Here is an 18,110-nt window from a genome sequence, read left to right as displayed (position 1 = left end):
ATAGTAACCACACAAAGCGCCTCCGGGTTACACCGAAGGCGCTGTATGAAAGCAGTTGATGAAGCGTCCTGCTTATTGATGTTTTGCAATGATGCCCTTCAGGGCTTCTTTGGAGTTCAGACCTACTACTTTATCGACAGGCTGGCCGTCTTTAAAGAAGATCATGGTCGGAATGCTCATCACGCCAAAGCGTGCCGCAGATTCAGGATTCTCATCCACGTTTACTTTTGCGATCTTTACATCATCACCGAGTTCCGAAGACAATTCGTCCAGAATCGGAGCAAGCATTTTACAAGGGCCGCACCATGGCGCCCAGAAATCAACTACAACCGTTCCTTGGCCTTCAACTTCATTCACGAAGGTTTGATCGGTAACATTGACGATAGCCATTGTATTCTCCTCCTCACAGGATAAGATCAGGTATAGTGCGATGCATATTTGTCGAATGAGTCGACGAATTTAGTATACCACAACGGACCAGAAAAAGTGAAATATACTCACCTTAAGAAAGAGCTGCAATGAGGTTTTTCACACAATCTTTACAAATGATTTGACCTTTGGGTATACTACTAGTAACAAGTCGGGGAAATGTCAATTTTTTTCTTGTTCATGCGACATGTTCACCTATGGAGGAGGCAAGCACCATGGATGTAAACGTACGTCTTAATGATCCACGGGAGCATATCAATGAAGAGCCGCGTAATGACTTTGGTGATTTGATGATGGGCTTTATTGGTATGTTCGGTTTTATGACCGTCATCTTTTTCGGATTTGTCATCATCAAGTTCTTGGTTGGCTAATTACGGATGACTCCTTGTGCCACATAAAAAGTCTGATCCTATAGTGTTCTTTACGCTAACGGGATCAGACTTTTTAACGTTTCCCCCCTAAGGGGACTCCCCTCCAACAGGTGGAGTTGTGCTGTAATGGGATTAAAACTTCCCTCTCTGGTTCTCTCCGAATAAATGAACGACATCCACAAAAGGCGCAATCCGGTTCATCAATCGCTGGCCTTTATGGATCTCCTCGCCATCCTTGCTCGTGAAGCTAAGATGCTGTTCAAGTCCGTCAAGCGGATAGTTCGACGTATAGAAGGTCGGGAGCCGGTTCATCCGGAAATTCAGAATGGAACCAAGGACATGGTCCCGAACCCAAGGATTCAGATTCTCGGCGCCTATGTCGTCAAAAATAAGCAGATCGCAATGCTTCATCGTCTCGACCATTTCCTTGAGCTTCTGACCGTCCTGCATCATCGTTTTCAAATCTTCCACGAAATCCGGCATATATACGATGACACCTGAGTGACCCACTTTTGCAAGCTCATGCATCAAATACCCCATCAGATAGGTCTTTCCGGTACCGAACGAACCCGTTAGATACAAGCCCCGCGGGGACAAGCCCTTCTCCTTCGTATCCTTGATATACTTGAAGACCTGATGCACTGCTGGCGCCCGCAATCGGTCTTTTGCCATAATCTCCATGTTGTCATAACCTTCGTTCAAGGCATGTTCATCAACATAGAAGCTGCGGATCCGCTTCTTGATTTGATCTTCATTGGTTTTTGCAACCTGCAGGGAACAAGGCGTCTTCCGCTCATAAATCTCCACTGTCCCATTCATCCGCTGGATATCGAGCTTGCTGAAGTGTCCCTGGAAGTCATTCGGACAACGCTCCAACCCCGGACATTCCCGGCAGTGGGCCTGGTCTCCGGCATATTGATATAATTTACTTAAATTCAGTCGTATAACTCGGTCATCGATCTCCGGATATTCACTCCGCAAAGCTTGAATCAGCGGATTCCGCAGTAAATCCTCCGTGATCCGCTCGGCTCTTTGACGGAGGGCGGGGCTTTTCATACTTTGCAGCAATTCGCCAAGGGACTCCATTTCCAATTCCCTCCTCTCATAAACATCTGTAGTTATCCGCCTTTATGATTGCCAGCCTGCATTTCCGCTGCAAATCGCATCATGGCTTCGAATTCTTCATCCGATACGGCCTCACCCTGGTCAGTCTCCAGTGCCACTGGAATTTCCGGCTTGACCTTTCCACCTGCAGCGTATGTACGCGTACGCTGTGTGCCTGCCTTCTGCTTGCCTTTCATCTTGGCTTGATCCCTAATATATTGCACGGCTTTCTCGTAACTGTTCACCTGTTTCAGCAGCATATTGGAGGCAATGGCCTCCACGAAATTGCGGTTAATTCGCTGCTCACCACCTGCGGCCATTAAGGACATCAGATAATGAATAAGCACATTTATGACTTCACCCGGCAGCTTATAGCTCAGATCAATTTTTTCGAAAATATCGAGAAATTGCGCTGGAACCGAACCCGGGAAAAATGTCTGCAGCAGCCGGGTATAAGGTTCGTTGCGCAGCATCATATTATATTGATGAATATCACATTTGGATTGGAATTGAGCTGGAACCTCTACATAATATTCCATCTGAACCGCATGCTCCTGCACCGGCTCATCCGGATCAGCCATCAATTCCTGATGCAGAGCAACCACTTTGCCAGCCGTAATCTGCCGCTGCTCCTGCATCTTCATGCCCTGCCGGAAATGAAGGCTTGCCTTATGCTGCAAATCATCCAGCACGACCTCTCCGTGCTCTGTAAAGATCCCGTCTTCATCAAGCAGACGACATAAATCCTGTATGCTCAGATCGTATTTTCGCACAACGTAATTGACGATGCCCATCTGTTCGTGATCATAGCGCAGTCGCTCAACAAAGACCCGATTGCGGGACTCACGCGGGAATCGAAGAATAATGTCCGCATAGTTCAATCCCTCGCCTTGGGGACTCGGCGGCACGATGGGCTTGCGCGAGACTGCCACCTCTTCCAGTGCTTGCTCGAGCTCATAGTCGATTACATGCGTATTCAATTCAAAAATATCATAGAAGGGAACTGAAATGTTCTCCTTGTTCAAAGAAATACCAGACCATTCAAGGGGTTCCTTGCTCCACAGCTCTTCCCGCAGTGACAGAACTGCGAATTTCCCCACCATGTCGCGAAGCAGCAGCGTCAGATGCTGTGTATTAAAGAATTCTGCAGGGCTTAGCGGTGCCTGCAGCTCATATTCATAAACATGGTCGTCCGTTTCCGGAACGAACATCCGGCTGGTCTGCAATAACCCGACCGCCTCCAGCTTGGAGGTCTGCTCGATGAGATAGCGGCGTCCTTTTTCACTCGGCTCAAGGCCCAGTGTCAAGAACAATCGCCGCTGCTGCTCGATCGATGAATACCCCACCTTCTCCATCGGCACATGCGATACGAGAAGACGGTACAAACTGACCGCAAATGCACCAACCATCGGTTGATAAATCGAACCAAGCATTTTGTCATCCAGGCCGCTTAAACAGAAGTCACGGTATACGCAGTAACGGTGATTCTCTGTAAAATGTAAAAAATTGGTCATGCGCATCGTTTATGCTCCCCCTGTCGCCCAAAAATAGACTTCCTCTATTCTATCATAAAACTGAAGTTTCGAAGTCGGTTCTTTTGCATTGAAATTCTGGAATTCATTCTTTTAATGGAAGCAGTTGAGCCCATAAATATAAATGACGGCCCTCAATAATTGGAGAGCCGTCATTACTACTACATTCAATTCGCAACATGCCTATTAAAACATTCTAAAGCCCTTAATCCGCAATGTCTTAATGGTCCATCCGCTCATATAAGCACCAATCAGACCTGCTACTCCCGTTAAGTAATCCACCAGTTGGAACGATCCAACATGGGTCCAGAACGACATCTGGCCCCGATCCCACAAGCTGTATACAACGACCGGTAAAATGACAATCACGAACAGAAAACATGGAAACCAGGTCGTCTTCATCAACATATTTAGGATAAAACCGATACCGAACATCATGACAAAAAACAAAATCATCAGCACGAGCACAGGAATAAATTGAAGCATGATCGCTGTTTTCACCTCTTCTTTATCACCTACGCATAGCAGCTATCCTACTTAATTGCAGCAAGAAACAGCACACCAAGCTTTAGCTAATAGCTAGTTTACTAAAAAAAATGTCACAGATCAATGAACAATCATGAATACATTGTGTCAGCGTTTGCCCTTACGCCCGCGCTTACAGTACAATGTAGTGAGTTAACGCAAGCGGTCATCCGCTTCCATGATAACGAACATAACGTTTAGGAGTGATCACATGAACGAAGCTGCTATGACGCTGGAAGGCTGGTATGCGCTGCATGATTTTCGCACCATCAATTGGCCAGCCTGGAAAGCTGCAGATGAAGAAATGCGTGCATTTGCACTGGACGAGCTGACTGCATTCCTCGCGGAATGGGATGCTATCGAGACTGCCAAGCAAGGCAGTACGGCTGTATATACCATCGTGGGGCAGAAGGCTGATTTTGTCTTCATGCATCTGCGCGAGACGCTGGAAGAGCTGAACGCAATCGAGAACGCCTTTAACAAAACAACGTTTGCCCAGTTCACCACCAAGGCCTATTCCTATGTGAGCATTGTAGAGCTGAGCAACTATCTGGCTGGCTCTTCCGATGAGGATCCAATGCAGAATCCGCATATCATTGCCCGTCTGAAGCCGACCCTGCCGAAATCGAAGCACATCTGCTTCTACCCGATGAACAAGAAGCGGGACCTGTCAGACAACTGGTACATGCTGAGCATGGATGAGCGCAAATCCATGATGAGAAGCCATGGTATGATTGGCCGGGGCTATGCCGGCAAAGTGAAGCAGATCATCACCGGTTCCGTTGGATTTGATGATTGGGAATGGGGCGTAACCTTGTTCAGCGATGATGCGCTTCAATTCAAAAAACTCGTATATGAAATGAGATTTGACGAAGTGAGCGCACGATTCGGCGAATTCGGTCCTTTCTACGTTGGCAATCTGCTTGATCAGGCTTCGTTTACAGATCTGATGAAGGTATAAGAGCCTTCTGAACATAAAATAAACTTACATTAAAAAGGATGCTTCCCTGAGGGGAGCATCCTTTTGTATTTATTATTCATCATCGTCTTCGTCTTGTTCCGCCTTACGCAAGGATTCAAGATACTCAGCCGTTGCAAGATCTCGGGCTCGTCCTTTATCCTTGAGCCGCTCAATGGCAGGAAGAATAAGAATGTCAACTTCCTTTTGAATGGTGTATGCAAGATCATACCGCTCTTGCGACTCCAGATAGGAGCCGACCTCCATCAACGCGTTGTAACGATCCAGCTCGTCTCTCGTGAGCAGCCCCCGTACTTGAACGCTGCAATGTCTCATTTATAGAAACCTGCCTTTTTTCAGGACAAGCGGAATGCCTCCAATGATGAAGAGGTAACGCAAATCTACCAGTTTTTTCAACTGGGCCGCTTTCCATCCTTGATATTTCTTATCTCCAACCACTGCAATGCCTTCACCCCGACCAAGGGATGCGACGGTGCCTTTGTTATGGAACTCGAACTTGCGCATCGACTTGTCCCGAATCGCTGCAACGATATTTTGTGCGCAGCATACGCCCTGCTGCATCGCCATTTGGGCAGTAGGCGGGTAAGGCCGGCCTTCCTCATTAAAAATCAAGGAATTATCACCGATAATATAGATATTCTCGTACCCTGGGGCGCGTAAATACTCATCTACTTTCACGCGGCCTCTCATCGTTTCGAAGCCTGCTGCTTCGATTAGGCGATTTCCGCGGATCCCGCCGGTCCATACTACGGTCGCGGCTCGAATCTCTTCCCCATTGCTCAGAATAACTCCGCCCGGTAGACATTCCTTGATGGCAATGCCCATTTTGAAGGTAACGCCCTTCTTCTCAAGCACATTCATCGCGTACTCTACCAGTTCCGGTGCAAAACCCGGAAGGGCAGCGGGAGCAGCTTCTACATTATAAATATTAACCAAGGCCGGATCTACATCATATTCCTTGCACAGCCTTGGGATGCGGTCCGCCAGCTCGGCTACAAATTCGATACCGCTAAAGCCGGCACCGCCTACCACAAAGTTAATCCGTTCTTGCGGTCTGCGCTCATTCTTATATAATGCAAATTGATATCCGATATGCTCTCGAATCAATCGAACCGAGTTGATGCTTCGAATGGTCATTGCATGCTCAGCGAGTCCTGGAATACCAAAGGTTTCCGGCTCTCCACCGAGTCCAATGACGAGATAGTCATACGACAAGGTACCATCTTCAAGAATGACTTTCTTATCGTGAAGCCGGATTTCCTGAACCGAGGATTTTACCAGGTCGATCTTGAACTCATCGATCAGTTTGGATATGGATACCCGAGTGTTCTCAATGCTGTCTGTTCCTGCTGCCGGCATATGCAAATGCGTTGTAATATAATGATAGTCATGGCGATTCACCAATGTAACATCGGCCTCATTATAATTCAGCTCTTTTTGCAGCCGCTGCGCTGTCAATATGCCCCCGTAACCCGCGCCAAGGATTACGATCTTCGGTATGCTGCTCATTCTACTGCTCCTTCCAACTTACTTCTTTTATATATACAGTATGGTGTAGATGTTAACATTCTGTGAAATGACATCCAAAAAAAGAGAAGAGCCCTAATCAGAGCCCGTTCCAGCATTTGTTCTGATGGTTACTTATAAATCAATAAAAGCCTAAATACCGCGGTATCATTATGATGGTATATGCTCACCAATAGATATAGCAAACCCGCAATAAACGCAAGTTATCACGTTAATCATATGCATAATCCTTGCAAATATCAAGAATTTTTTTGCCATTTTATGTGCAAATTCTTCCATTTATATCGCCTATTATCGAAAGTAAGCGCAACCAATCCATTGTTATGCGTTTTAACTCAATTCTCGTCTTTTCATGCTGGTTCGGGAAGCTTATAATAAGTAAGAATTCCTGAATCAGCTTATTCCGGACAAGTACGTCTGTCTGATTCGAATATAAACTCATTTTATGGAGGTGCTTACCGCATGACAACGATGCCACAAGACAACAATATGACGGATCTTTTGATTATCGGTGGCGGACCTGCTGGCATGTTTGCTGCTTTTTACGGCGGAATGCGCCAAGCTTCGGTAAAACTTATCGAGAGCATGCCTCAGCTTGGAGGCCAATTGGCTGCGCTGTATCCCGAGAAATATATTTACGACGTTGCAGGCTTCCCCAAAGTAACCGCTCAAGAGCTAGTGAACAACCTCTCCGCGCAGATGGATTTGTTTAATACAGATATTCGTCTTGAAGAAAAAGTCCAATCTGTGGAAAAGCTTGATGAACGCCATTTCGTTGTAAAAACGAATCTGGGCGAGCACCATGCCAAGGCTGTGATTATTACAGCAGGCGTAGGAGCATTCCAACCTCGGCGATTGGAGGTTGAAGGATGCGAGAAATACGAAAAAAACAACCTTCATTATTTCGTCAACGATCTCAGCCGCTTCAAAGGTAAAAAAGTGCTGATCAGCGGCGGCGGCGACTCCGCAGTAGACTGGGCGCTTATGATCGAACCGATCGCGGAACAGGTAACCCTGGTTCACCGTCGTGATAAATTCCGTGCCCATGAGCATAGTGTTGAGCAGCTAATGGCATCGAAGGTGAATATCATCACACCAACCGAAATTTCCGAATTGCATGGTGAAGGTTCCATTACCAAGGTTACGCTTTCGCATATCAAAACCAAGGAAACACAAGAGATCGAAGTGGACGATGTCATCGTCAATTTCGGATTTGTCTCTTCTCTTGGACCGATTTCCGAGTGGGGAATTGCCATCGAGAATAACTCCATTGTCGTAGATTCCCGCATGGAAACAAGCATTCCTGGTATTTTTGCCGCTGGCGACATCACAACCTATCCGGGCAAGGTTAAACTGATTGCTGTCGGATTCGGTGAAGCACCTACTGCTGTAAATAACGCTAAGGTATACTTCGACCCGGATGCCCGCTTAGCTCCTGGTCACAGCAGTAATATGAAGCTGTAATAGCTCCTTCATCTGAATACTTAATACTATAGAAAAAAAGGTATCTTCGTTCCAAGAGGCCAGGCGCCGCTTTAGAGATCGAAGATACCTTTTCTATTTCTACCCGTCATATGTAGAACTTGGTTGAAGCTCCCACAATATATACGTGCATGTCGTAAATTTATCTATTCTATATACGAAAAATCGAGTTAATGCAGGATGCTACTGGAATCGGTGTCCAAGTTCCGTTTATGAATTTCAGCCAACAGTAGAGTGATGAACTCTCGCTCCAGCTTCAATTCAACAGCCATATGATAGGAATCGAGAAGCATTTCATCCGTTAACATAGCCATCCTCTCACACCCCTTCCTCAAATTTCCTAAATCTATCATATCAGACATCAGAAAACGGAACAACTGTTCGCTTATCCACAACCTCTTGTGGAAATCCTGTGTATAATTTGTTGGTAAGTGTAAAAAACCAGGTCATATCAAAGTGGATTATGGGGATAAATGTTATACACAGGATATGTGGAAATCTACTATAAAAAAAATTGATCAATTATTATATCGGTATTTCTCGCTTACTTTTTTATTACCCTATTAAAAATTCATATAAACAATCCTATTTTGGTATAATTAAACAAATAATTAACTTGGTCTTGTATTAACTTCCAAAATCCATATTTTACCTTCCGTATCCACTCCATAATCAAAACCGAGCTCCCCGATTCCAGGAAAGCGGGATTCGAGTAACGAGATACATTGCCTTGTGAGCTGACGCATTTCGGTTCGTTTTTCTACGGCGTTGATATCGGGCAACGATAATCGGAGCGCATGACGGCAACGAAGCAGTGCTCCCCCTTTGCAAACATTCGTTACGAAAAGTCCAGGACTCGCTAGTCGCCCAAGCATGGCCCGGAACCCCCATCTTCCTCGTTCCTTGACTACCTTCACCCGGTAATCCAGCGGACGTCCTTTAATTTTGGCCAAATGAATACCCTGTTGTATCAAATATCGTCGTCTCAGTTTAATTCTTCTTATTGTAGATAACAGGGAATTCAATGTATTTACATGGACTGAACGCTTTTTGTGGGTTATTAAATATCCTGTGTCGTCTTTTTGTATTCGGATGACTCCATTGCCACCGGTGCCCACAATCGGCTTGATCACGACCATTTCGTATTCGGTGAGCATGGAGTCCAGATTATCCCCTCCATACGGCTTGGTAGCTGGAATGTAGGGAGCAACTTCCGGATCGGTCAGCAACGTTTCCGTTTTCAGCCACTTGCTGGCCAATTGTCTTCCCGCCATGCTGCTTTCCCCTCCTTTTATTCATGACATACGTTATCCTATTCCCGTATCCGCTATTTGTCTTGGATGATTGTCCTGAACGCATGCCTAATAATTGGCATTATCGTGTCAGCATACGGGCTTCCCTTTCCAAATGCTGTGATCTATCGTATAGTTAGGACAGAGATTTGTCTGTATTAAATCCCTCACACAGGATAATGATGAAGGAGGCTTCTTCCCCTTTGGCAGACTTGTTTGAAGTTTTGTACTGGATTGCAACTATCGCCATGTCGGTTGCCTTTGCAGCCATAACGATCTTGATCTTTGTCATGGGCTTCAAGTTCATAAAAGACAAACGCCGAGGCCTCGGCATAGGCTGTATCGTATTCTCGCTTGTTACAGGCGGAATGATCGTCGTTATGCTCAACGATACCTTCTTCTTTCCCGTCTAATCGGACAAGAAGAGCACAAAATGCAGCTTCCCTCGTTATTGCGAGGGAAGCTGCATTTTTTCGTTCTAAATGAGACTCAAACAGCGGTATTTCAACGCGACATTAACACGCTACCTGCTGAAATGATTTCATTTTATTGTATTGAAGCCATAACAACCTTTCATTATTTTTGTTGTTATATATAACAGTGAAATATATTTATTTAGATACTCTTCAACAAGATGATACCAACGGTATAAATGCTTTCTAAACAAAAGAAACGGAGATATACCATGAGGAACATCATTATAATGTTAAGTCTTCTGTTAGGGGTTATCGCTTTATCGGCATGTTCGGAGGAAAAGAGAGTAAATGAAGCAAGTGATATGGCTCCAGTATCCGATGTACGCCACATACAAAATTTAGAAGAGGCAGTACGTTACTCGGATCTTGTTGTTATCGGAACGGTAGCTAAAGTACATCCTGCGACTAATAGGAATATAAGCGCAGATAAGTCTGATCCATTTTAGGCTGTCTACACTGACCTTGATATTAAAGTGGGGCAAATAATTTTTGGAGAGATTAATCAAGGCACTCAAGACATGTTTATGATGGAACAATTAGGTGGATTATACGATGGAAAACAATACCCCACCTACGAACCTATATTAGAAGAAGGGAAAACTTATTTGTTTTTCTTGGCTACTTTCGATAAATATGGTGACCCAGAAGAACCCTATACATTGGTAGGCACTGATGAGATCGTGGCACTTGTGGAAGATGGGATCGTAAAATTCCATCCTTCTCTAGCTCTCACAGATCCACTAGCAACAAAATTAATCAAAGATGAAAAATCCGCCGATCATGAAGTTGTTCTAAAGATCGATGATGTCATTGCTGAAATTATTAGAGTAGATAACTACCTTCCCGAGCCTATTTATAATATAGATAACTACCTTCCCGAAATGCCCGATCCAGATAACAAATAGACCTCCATAGGTTTGATAGCACGAGGCTATCACCCTATAGAGGTCGTAATCCAGGACGGAAGCCCTGTTGTGCTTCTGTTTCAGATCCATTCAGTTAACGGACTTTAAACAGCGTGTTGCCCGATTAACAAGGCTCTTCGTTAGGTTTACCTGCATCCGTTGCTGTACGGAAGGAAGAACCGCAGCCGCAAGTAACGGTAGCGTTCGGATTGTGGATCGTAAATCCGCCTGTCATGCCGGATTCCTCGAAGTCGATCTCAAGACCGTTCAGGTATTTCAAATCGTCCTTTTCAACAACGACTTTCATATCCTTCAGGTCCATATATACATCAGCCTCAGATTCTTGATCGTCAAAGCCCATGGCATATGAAAAACCACTGCAACCGCCTGCAGCGACACCCAATCGAAGGAACATATTGGGCGTTTCCTGTTCAGCAAGCATTTCTTTCAAACGTTCTGCAGCTGTATCGCTGATTGTTATCATAGGTCACCCTCCTTTTTGTTCATTCTTTAAGTATACTCCTGTTCACGTGTTCGCTCAAGGTGGTTATGACGGCCACTTGCCATGAGAGGAATAACCTATTTTCAATTCCTCTATATGTATTGCTACCCCGAAGGGTCAGGTTTATAATAGGGAAGGAACATGGGCGGCAACTGTTGGATTATTGTCACATCCCCCGGCTAAAAATCGGAAAAAGGTTATGGCTAGTCTACAGTTGTATATTTTTTCACAAACCTATTTTGAAAAATGATTTATGCTCGCCCATTCATTACTGACGTTGTTAAACCACTACTACTTACGGACCGTTCCCTAACGGGAGTGATTCACTTTATGATCACTTATGCTGCTCCATTGTTAGGCAGCTCAAGTGTGAACAGGAGGATGGAACATGTCCACAATTGTGACACCTTATACCGACCAGAGAATGGCTGAGATCGTTGCGAAAGTCCAAAGCGGCGAACGATTGAATCTCGAAGACGGTGTGTATTTGTATCAAACAGACGATCTGCTTACCCTTGGGCAGCTGGCGAATGAAGCCAATCTGCGCAAGAACGGAAAAAAAGTTTTTTTTATCGAAAATATGAGTCTCTATTTTACCAACGTATGTGAATCCCGCTGCGCATTCTGCAATTTCCGTAAAGACCAAGGCGAGGAAGGCTCCTATACCCTCTCCGGTGCTGAGATGATTGAGTACGTAGAACAGCATATTCATCCGGGCATTCGTGAATTCCATATCGTTGGCGGACATAATAACCATGTACCATTCCAGTACTATGTTGATTCCCTCAAGGCGTTGAAAGAACGTTTCCCTGAAGTAACCCTTAAAGCTTATACGGCTGCCGAGATTGAATTTTTCACCCGCATTAGCGGACTCAGCACAAAGGAAGTACTGCAAGAGCTGCAAAAGGCAGGTCTGCAATCCCTAACAGGCGGCGGTGCCGAGATTTTGTCTGATCAATACCGTCAGAAAATGAAGGTAGACAAGGCCAATGTGGATCAGTACCTGGACGTACACCGTACTGCACATAAGCTTGGCATGAAAACACACACCACTATGCTGTACGGATCGATCGAGAGCCATGAAGACCGTATTCGCCATATGCTGCAAATCCGGGATCTACAGGATGAGACAGGTGGATTCATGGTATTTATTCCTCTCTCCATGCAGCCGAAGAATAAGAACGCAGGCATCATGCGTCGTAACTCCGCTTACGAAGATCTCAAAACCATTGCGATCAGTCGTTTGATGCTTGATAATATCGACCATATCAAAGCATACTTCATTAATATCGGTGCGCAATTAACGCAGGTTGCCCTCAGCTTTGGTGCTTCCGATGTTCATGGCACGATCCTAAAAGAACGCATCAGCCATGCCGCTGGCGCCTTAACTCCGGAAGGTCTGACACGCAAAGAGCTCGTGTGGCTCATCCAAGGTGCTGGCCGCATTCCGGTTGAACGTGACACGTTCTATAACGAGGTTAAGGTTTACGAATAAGTCCTAATACCAGAGTTGAATCTACTGCAGCGTTCCAAGAAACGGAAAACAGGTTAAAGAGATAATATAGCGTGGGTACCCTAAGCCGCTTTTAGCGGCGTTTTTCTTGCGACTGGCACCCACCTTCTTATTTCTTGAGAAAGGGAGAAATCTATGAAAAAGCTCGTCATTCTCGGCGGAGGCTATGGTGGTCTTGCCCTAATTCAAGAATTATTCAGCAGCTATCTTCCTCCGGACGTGGAGGTCGTGCTCATCGACCGCATGCCATATCAAGGACTTAAAACCGAATACTATGCACTGGCAGCAGGCACCGTGGCCGATACCGCCGTTCGTGTGAAATTTCCTGTGTATGACCGTCTCCAGATTGTCTATGGCGAAGTTAAATCCATTGATCTGGACAAAAGGCTGATTAATCTGGACAACAATGATCCTGTGGAATACGACCAGCTTGCTATTGCTCTCGGATGTACAGATCGCTATCATGGGGTACCCGGCGCTGAAGAATTTACGTTCAGCCTGCAATCTTTCTCCGCATCCCGGGAAACCTATTTGAACCTGAACAACCTGAGGCCGTATGCGTCTGTTCATATCATTGGCGGAGGCTTAAGCGGTATCGAGCTTGCTGCCGATCTGCGTGAAAGCCGGCCAGATCTGAATATCGCCATTTTGGACCGGGGACAACGGGTACTTTCCTCTTTTCCTAACCGATTGTCTGCATATATTCATCGTTGGTTTGAGGAGCATCATGTTGATATCCACAGCGGCGTTTCCGTTTCTCGTGTTGAGAAGAACGCTGTGTATAACATGGATGTTCCCATTGCAACAGACTTGGCCGTGTGGACAGCCGGGATCCAGCCTGTACAAGTCGTACAGGATCTCGATCTGCCAAAAGACCGCAGCGGACGCATTCTGCTAAACGAGTGGTATCAAGTACCTTCCCATCCGGAGGTGTATGTGATCGGAGACTGTGCCAGCCTCCCGTTCGTTCCAAGCGCACAAGCTGCCGGTGCTCAAGCCGAGCAAGTAGGACATGTCATGAAAGCCTTATGGCGTGAGGATACGCCCCGAGTATCCCCTCTTAAGCTGAAGGGTACTCTCGGCTCCCTTGGCAAACATGCAGGCTTTGGCCTCATGGGCAGCACATCGGTGATGGGCCGGGTGCCAAGAATATTGAAGAGCGGCGTGCTCTGGAAATCCAAGCGTCATTACTAGTCTAACGGGCTGGGTGCTTATAAATCCTCCTATGGAAGGATTAAGGATACCGCAGAGCGGATTAGATCGTCAGCTTTTCTCTTCATCGTCCTGAAAGCTTTCGAGTTTCAGTACAATCACTTCCAGAAGCTCTTCCGCTGTTGGCGCTTCAACCCAATCGCCGTCAACATAAGCGAAGGGCATCAGGTAGCATTGCCCACAACTGGTGAGGCAGCCATATTCAACAACCTGGCAATCGAATCGGTCTTCAAGCGTGCTCAGTACTTTATCAGTACCGAAGTATGAATTATTTGTACAAAACTCAATGATAATGGACATGATATTAGACCTGCCTTAAGATTGGCATTTTATTTTGCCGGTTTATGTACTATAATATAGGGAGGAAAGGAGTTGAACAAGATGAGTGAAAACACGCAAACCACTGTATATGATGAAGTGGCTGAAGTTCTTGATAAACTTCGTCCGTTCCTGCAGCGCGACGGCGGTGACGTGGAATTGGTCGACGTTGAAGACGGCATCGTTAAGCTGAAATTGATGGGTGCATGCGGTAGCTGTCCAAGCTCCACCATTACTTTGAAAGCCGGGATCGAACGTGCCCTGGTTGAAGAAGTAGAAGGCATTCAAGAAGTAGTACAAGTATTCTAAAATTATTCTTTAAACTATAAAGAGTCTTGGCTTCCCCTGTGGAACCAAGACTCTTTTTTTGATAAGGAAACATAGTGCCGCGCGTTAATCATTCTTAATCAGAGGGCGAATCGGATCGAGTCCCCCGGATATATCCATAATATTGCCTGTAATGAAATCGGAGTTGTCGAGGCATAAGTACTCAATCACTCGAGCGATGTCCTCTCCACTGCCTGATCTTCCCCGTGGTGTCAGCCCATCCATAATGCCTGACACTTCGGCAATAGTCTTCTCTTTATTCACCCCACGGATATCCCCGGGACAGATCATATTCACAGTGATGCCATACGGCGCTTCTTCCACGGCAAGTGACTTCGTAAACGAAACCAAGCCTACTTTGGCAGCTGCATAGGCTGCGCGCTGAGGCCATGCCCTGGCCTCTCCCGCATGACCGAAGCCAAAGTGGATAATGCGGCCCCATTTCTTATCCCGCATAGCAGGCAGAACCCGATGGTCCAGCAGCATCACACCGGTTAAATTACCATTAACCATATGTACGATTTCATCGCGGCTGTACTCTGAAAACAAACGACGTTCCCGAATGAACGGACCAGCGTTATTCACCAGAATATCAACGCTTCCCAGCTGCTCCTCCGTCTGATCCACCAATGAATACAGCTCACGCTCGCTGGCGATATCCGCTTTAATTGCAATGGATCTGACACCCAGCCCTTCTATTTCACGGGACAGCGCCTCTGCCTCATCCTTGCTATTCACATAATTTATAACAAGATCACACCCCTGACGAGCTAACGCCAGAGCCGTCATTTTTCCTAAACCTGTCGCACTGCCTGTAATCAGCGCCACTTTTCCCTTCAAGGCTTTCCCTCCTCAGATGGCTATCCTTCCTTCAGTATAAAAGATTTCATACGCCCTCACAACTTAAGGGCCGCATACTACAGGGCAACAAAAAAAGAAAGGAATGCTCCTTAAAGACCTACAGGTCTTATGGAGCATACCCTTTCTTATTCAATACAACTCGATTAGAATGCCGGAATTACAGCACCTTTGTACTCTTGCTCAATAAAAGTTTTCACGTCTTCGGAAGTCAGCGCCTTCGCCAATTTCTGAATGGCATCGGAATCCTTGTTGTCCGGACGAGCTACCAGCAGGTTGGCATAAGGATTCTCTTTGTCTTCAATAAAGAGTGCATCCTTCGTTGGATCGAGTCCCGCTTCCAGCGCGTAGTTCGTATTAATGACAGCCAGATCCAGCTCATCGAGCATACGCGGCAGCATTGCAGCTTCAACTTCCTTGAACTTCAGGTTCTTCGGATTTTCCACGATATCCTTGGCAGTAGCTTCAAGCTTCTTTTCATCCGCCAGCTTAATTATGCCATTTTTGGACAGCAAGGACAGTGCACGACCCCCATTAGAAGGATCATTCGGGATAGCTACAACAGCTCCGTCCTTCAGCTCATCCACAGATTTAATCGTTTTAGAATAGGCACCCAGCGGCTCAACATGCACCGCGATCACGGATTCAAGATTCAATTTACGCTCTTTGATTTGGTTATCCAAGTAAGGCTTGTGCTGGAAGAAATTCGCGTCGATTTCTTTGGAGTCTACTTGCGTATTCGGCAGAACATAATCTGTAAATTCCACGATTTCCAGGTTCACGCCCTCTTTTTCAAGTGCTGGTTTGACATGCTCCAGAATCTTGGCGTGAGGTGATGGCGAAGCCCCAACTTTCAAGGTTACCGTCTCCTGATTGTCGCCTCCCGTTGTTCCCCCTGGCTCCGATGCGTTATCCGCAGGCTTGCTGCCGCATGCAGCCAGCACCGTTACCAATGCCAAACTAATCAATGCTAATGTCCACTTTTTCATGTAAAACCTCTCCCTCCAAAAAATATATTATTTATATGTTGTCTTTCTTGATGCTTCAATTATCCGTCATTTTCTTGTGTAACGTCGTACTAAGCGGTCACCAACCATTTGCAGAACCTGCACCAGTATGATCATTAAAACAACGGCCAGAATCATAATTTCAGTCTCATAACGGTAGTATCCGTACTTGATAGCCAAATCTCCCAATCCGCCCCCGCCGACTTGGCCGGACATGGCAGTGTAAGATACCAGGGTCACAATCGTGATCGTCATCCCGGCCAGCAAACCCGGGCGGGCCTCCGGCAGCAGGACCCTCCATATGACTTGGCTTGGCGAGGAGCCCATGGCATGAGCTGCTTCAATCACACCTTTGTCCACTTCATTCAAAGCGGTTTCCACAAGTCTGGCAAAGAAAGGGGCAGCACCTACCACTAGCGGTGGGATGGTTCCTAACACACCAAACGAAACACCCACAAGCGATTTTGTAATCGGAAGCATGGCCACAATCAGAATGATGAATGGAATCGAACGCAGGATGTTCACAATGAACGACAGGATCGAGTAGCTAAAGCGTACCAAGCCGGATGTGGATCTGGCGGCCATATAGAGCAGAACGCCTACCGGCAATCCAATAATAAAACTGAACAAAGCCGAAGCCCCCAGCATTCGCAGGGTATCCCATGTTGCCGTCCATATTTCTGCCCAGTCAATCTGGGTAAAATCAAGCCCAAACATTATTGAATCACCTCCACATCTAATCCCTGTTCAAGCAGCTTGGCGATCGTAGTTTCGATAGCGCCCTCCATCCCTTCAAAACGGACGATAAGCTGCCCATACGGCGTCTCCTTGATTGTGGATATCGTTCCCTGAAGGATTGCAAAATTCACGCCTGTCTCATGAACGGTCTGGGACAGAATAGATTCGTACGTCTTCGATCCAAGGAAGGTGATCTGGACCGCCCGAGATTGACCATTCCCCTGGCCTTGAATAGCCAGCCGCAAAGCCTCTCCACTGTCCATTTCCTGACGAATAAATTCACGCGTCACTTCATGCTTTGGCTTCAGGAATACTTCCGTTACTGGCCCTTGCTCCACGATGCCGCCCTGATGAATGACCGCAACTTTATCGCATATGCTTTGAATCACATGCATCTCATGCGTGATCAGCACGATCGTCAGATGAAACCTTTTATTAATGTCCAGCAGCAGACGCAGGATCGAATCTGTCGTTTGAGGGTCAAGTGCGGAGGTTGCCTCATCACACAGCAGCACTTCTGGATCACTCGCCAGCGCTCTGGCTATGCCGACCCGCTGCTTCTGACCGCCCGACAGCTGGGACGGGTACTTGTCCCGATGAGCCTCCAGTCCAACCAAAGCCAGCAGTTCTTTGACTTTGCGTTCTATTTCATCCTTCGGCGTTTTGTTCAAACGCAGCGGAAATGCAATGTTATCGTACACGGTTGCGGAAGACAGTAGGTTAAAGTGCTGAAAAATCATGCCGATTTTGCGGCGTTCCGTCTGGAGCTGCTTTTTGCCGAGCGATGTTAAGTTCTTGCCATTCACCCACACCTCACCTGAGGTGGGACGTTCCAACAAATTAATACAACGGATCAATGTACTCTTCCCTGCGCCGGAATGTCCAATGACTCCGAAGATTTCTCCTTTTTCAATCGACAAATCCAAGTCGGACAAGGCAGTTGTTAGATTTCCGGCTTTTCCGTACCGTTTCGTCAATTGCTTAAGCTCAATCAATCCGATAGTCCTCCTTTT

The 18,110-nt window shown here is 46.3% G+C and carries 22 protein-coding genes; 8 read left to right on the top strand and 14 right to left on the bottom strand.

The window, feature by feature from the left end; translation table 11 throughout:
• Positions 1–72: 72 nt before the first annotated feature.
• A complete protein-coding gene (gene trxA, locus ABEQ74_RS15140) occupies positions 73–390 on the bottom strand; it encodes a thioredoxin (protein ID WP_009592891.1) in 318 nt (105 codons plus the stop codon).
• 254 nt (positions 391–644) lie between these two features.
• Between trxA and ABEQ74_RS15135 the strand changes: the two genes are divergently transcribed.
• Complete coding sequence (locus tag ABEQ74_RS15135; protein WP_430122990.1) at positions 645–800, top strand: YqzM family protein; 156 nt, start codon at positions 645–647, stop codon at positions 798–800.
• A 132-nt stretch (positions 801–932) separates the two neighbouring features.
• On the opposite strand, the gene dnaI is transcribed toward ABEQ74_RS15135, so the two are convergent.
• The 3 genes from dnaI to ABEQ74_RS15120 all read right to left on the bottom strand — a co-directional run bounded on the left by dnaI (position 933) and on the right by ABEQ74_RS15120 (position 3,922).
• Complete coding sequence (dnaI, locus tag ABEQ74_RS15130) at positions 933–1,886, bottom strand: primosomal protein DnaI (RefSeq protein ID WP_430122989.1); 954 nt, start codon at positions 1,884–1,886, stop codon at positions 933–935.
• 32 nt (positions 1,887–1,918) lie between these two features.
• Positions 1,919–3,424: a helicase DnaB gene (locus ABEQ74_RS15125; protein ID WP_430122988.1), complete on the bottom strand. Its 1,506-nt coding sequence runs from the start codon at positions 3,422–3,424 to the stop codon at positions 1,919–1,921.
• Positions 3,425–3,622: 198 nt separating this feature from the next.
• Positions 3,623–3,922 carry a YuiB family protein gene (locus ABEQ74_RS15120; RefSeq protein ID WP_015737411.1) on the bottom strand — a complete coding sequence of 100 codons (300 nt, stop codon included), beginning with the start codon at positions 3,920–3,922 and terminating at the stop codon, positions 3,623–3,625.
• A 250-nt stretch (positions 3,923–4,172) separates the two neighbouring features.
• Here ABEQ74_RS15120 and hemQ point away from each other — a divergent pair, with 250 nt between their 5' ends.
• Positions 4,173–4,922 carry a hydrogen peroxide-dependent heme synthase gene (gene hemQ / locus ABEQ74_RS15115; protein WP_430122987.1) on the top strand — a complete coding sequence of 250 codons (750 nt, stop codon included), beginning with the start codon at positions 4,173–4,175 and terminating at the stop codon, positions 4,920–4,922.
• Between the two features lie 72 nt (positions 4,923–4,994).
• Here hemQ and ABEQ74_RS15110 read toward each other — a convergent pair whose 3' ends face one another.
• Positions 4,995–5,255 (bottom strand): hypothetical protein, encoded by a 261-nt coding sequence (locus tag ABEQ74_RS15110; RefSeq protein WP_430122986.1) that lies wholly within the window; start codon positions 5,253–5,255, stop codon positions 4,995–4,997.
• Positions 5,256–6,449 (bottom strand): NAD(P)/FAD-dependent oxidoreductase, encoded by a 1,194-nt coding sequence (locus ABEQ74_RS15105; RefSeq protein ID WP_053491571.1) that lies wholly within the window; start codon positions 6,447–6,449, stop codon positions 5,256–5,258.
• Positions 6,450–6,929: 480 nt separating this feature from the next.
• Between ABEQ74_RS15105 and ABEQ74_RS15100 the strand changes: the two genes are divergently transcribed.
• Complete coding sequence (locus ABEQ74_RS15100; RefSeq protein WP_430122985.1) at positions 6,930–7,931, top strand: NAD(P)/FAD-dependent oxidoreductase; 1,002 nt, start codon at positions 6,930–6,932, stop codon at positions 7,929–7,931.
• Between the two features lie 188 nt (positions 7,932–8,119).
• Here the strand turns inward: ABEQ74_RS15100 and ABEQ74_RS15095 are convergent, their stop codons facing one another.
• Entirely contained in the window at positions 8,120–8,263 is a 144-nt protein-coding gene (locus tag ABEQ74_RS15095) for a sporulation histidine kinase inhibitor Sda (RefSeq protein WP_106406105.1), read from the bottom strand.
• Positions 8,264–8,560: 297 nt separating this feature from the next.
• Positions 8,561–9,223, bottom strand: a complete 663-nt coding sequence (locus ABEQ74_RS15090) for a YheC/YheD family protein (RefSeq protein ID WP_430122984.1) — start codon at positions 9,221–9,223, stop codon at positions 8,561–8,563.
• A gap of 221 nt (positions 9,224–9,444) precedes the next feature.
• On the opposite strand from ABEQ74_RS15090, the gene ABEQ74_RS15085 reads away from it, so the two are divergent.
• Both ABEQ74_RS15085 and ABEQ74_RS15080 read left to right on the top strand, forming a co-directional pair.
• The gene (locus ABEQ74_RS15085; protein ID WP_430122983.1) at positions 9,445–9,654 is read left to right on the top strand and encodes a hypothetical protein; all 210 of its coding nucleotides are present in this window, start codon (positions 9,445–9,447) and stop codon (positions 9,652–9,654) included.
• 581 nt (positions 9,655–10,235) lie between these two features.
• Positions 10,236–10,622 (top strand): hypothetical protein, encoded by a 387-nt coding sequence (locus ABEQ74_RS15080; RefSeq protein ID WP_430122982.1) that lies wholly within the window; start codon positions 10,236–10,238, stop codon positions 10,620–10,622.
• Between the two features lie 124 nt (positions 10,623–10,746).
• Here the strand turns inward: ABEQ74_RS15080 and ABEQ74_RS15075 are convergent, their stop codons facing one another.
• Positions 10,747–11,106: a HesB/IscA family protein gene (locus tag ABEQ74_RS15075; protein WP_053491566.1), complete on the bottom strand. Its 360-nt coding sequence runs from the start codon at positions 11,104–11,106 to the stop codon at positions 10,747–10,749.
• A 406-nt stretch (positions 11,107–11,512) separates the two neighbouring features.
• On the opposite strand from ABEQ74_RS15075, the gene mqnE reads away from it, so the two are divergent.
• Positions 11,513–12,619: an aminofutalosine synthase MqnE gene (gene mqnE / locus ABEQ74_RS15070; protein ID WP_430122981.1), complete on the top strand. Its 1,107-nt coding sequence runs from the start codon at positions 11,513–11,515 to the stop codon at positions 12,617–12,619.
• Between the two features lie 153 nt (positions 12,620–12,772).
• Positions 12,773–13,831 carry an NAD(P)/FAD-dependent oxidoreductase gene (locus ABEQ74_RS15065; RefSeq protein ID WP_430122980.1) on the top strand — a complete coding sequence of 353 codons (1,059 nt, stop codon included), beginning with the start codon at positions 12,773–12,775 and terminating at the stop codon, positions 13,829–13,831.
• Positions 13,832–13,900: 69 nt separating this feature from the next.
• On the opposite strand, the gene ABEQ74_RS15060 is transcribed toward ABEQ74_RS15065, so the two are convergent.
• Positions 13,901–14,149: a YuzB family protein gene (locus ABEQ74_RS15060; protein WP_430122979.1), complete on the bottom strand. Its 249-nt coding sequence runs from the start codon at positions 14,147–14,149 to the stop codon at positions 13,901–13,903.
• A gap of 81 nt (positions 14,150–14,230) precedes the next feature.
• On the opposite strand from ABEQ74_RS15060, the gene ABEQ74_RS15055 reads away from it, so the two are divergent.
• The gene (locus ABEQ74_RS15055) at positions 14,231–14,476 is read left to right on the top strand and encodes a NifU family protein (RefSeq protein WP_006212609.1); all 246 of its coding nucleotides are present in this window, start codon (positions 14,231–14,233) and stop codon (positions 14,474–14,476) included.
• An 84-nt stretch (positions 14,477–14,560) separates the two neighbouring features.
• On the opposite strand, the gene ABEQ74_RS15050 is transcribed toward ABEQ74_RS15055, so the two are convergent.
• The 4 genes from ABEQ74_RS15050 to ABEQ74_RS15035 all read right to left on the bottom strand — a co-directional run bounded on the left by ABEQ74_RS15050 (position 14,561) and on the right by ABEQ74_RS15035 (position 18,092).
• On the bottom strand, positions 14,561–15,334 hold the full coding sequence (locus tag ABEQ74_RS15050) for an SDR family oxidoreductase (protein ID WP_430122978.1): 774 nt from the start codon (positions 15,332–15,334) through the stop codon (positions 14,561–14,563).
• Between the two features lie 164 nt (positions 15,335–15,498).
• Positions 15,499–16,341, bottom strand: coding sequence for a MetQ/NlpA family ABC transporter substrate-binding protein (locus ABEQ74_RS15045; protein ID WP_430122977.1), 843 nt, complete (start codon positions 16,339–16,341; stop codon positions 15,499–15,501).
• A gap of 66 nt (positions 16,342–16,407) precedes the next feature.
• Positions 16,408–17,076, bottom strand: coding sequence for a methionine ABC transporter permease (locus tag ABEQ74_RS15040; protein WP_430122976.1), 669 nt, complete (start codon positions 17,074–17,076; stop codon positions 16,408–16,410).
• Entirely contained in the window at positions 17,076–18,092 is a 1,017-nt protein-coding gene (locus tag ABEQ74_RS15035; protein WP_430122975.1) for a methionine ABC transporter ATP-binding protein, read from the bottom strand. Before ABEQ74_RS15035 ends, ABEQ74_RS15040 begins: the two co-directional genes overlap by 1 nt.
• Positions 18,093–18,110 lie beyond the last annotated feature (18 nt).

Origin of the sequence: Paenibacillus solani, assembly GCF_050475945.1 — a bacterium.
GTDB lineage: Bacteria > Bacillota > Bacilli > Paenibacillales > Paenibacillaceae > Paenibacillus_AQ > Paenibacillus_AQ solani_A.
This window is presented reverse-complemented; position numbering and strand designations above follow the sequence as displayed.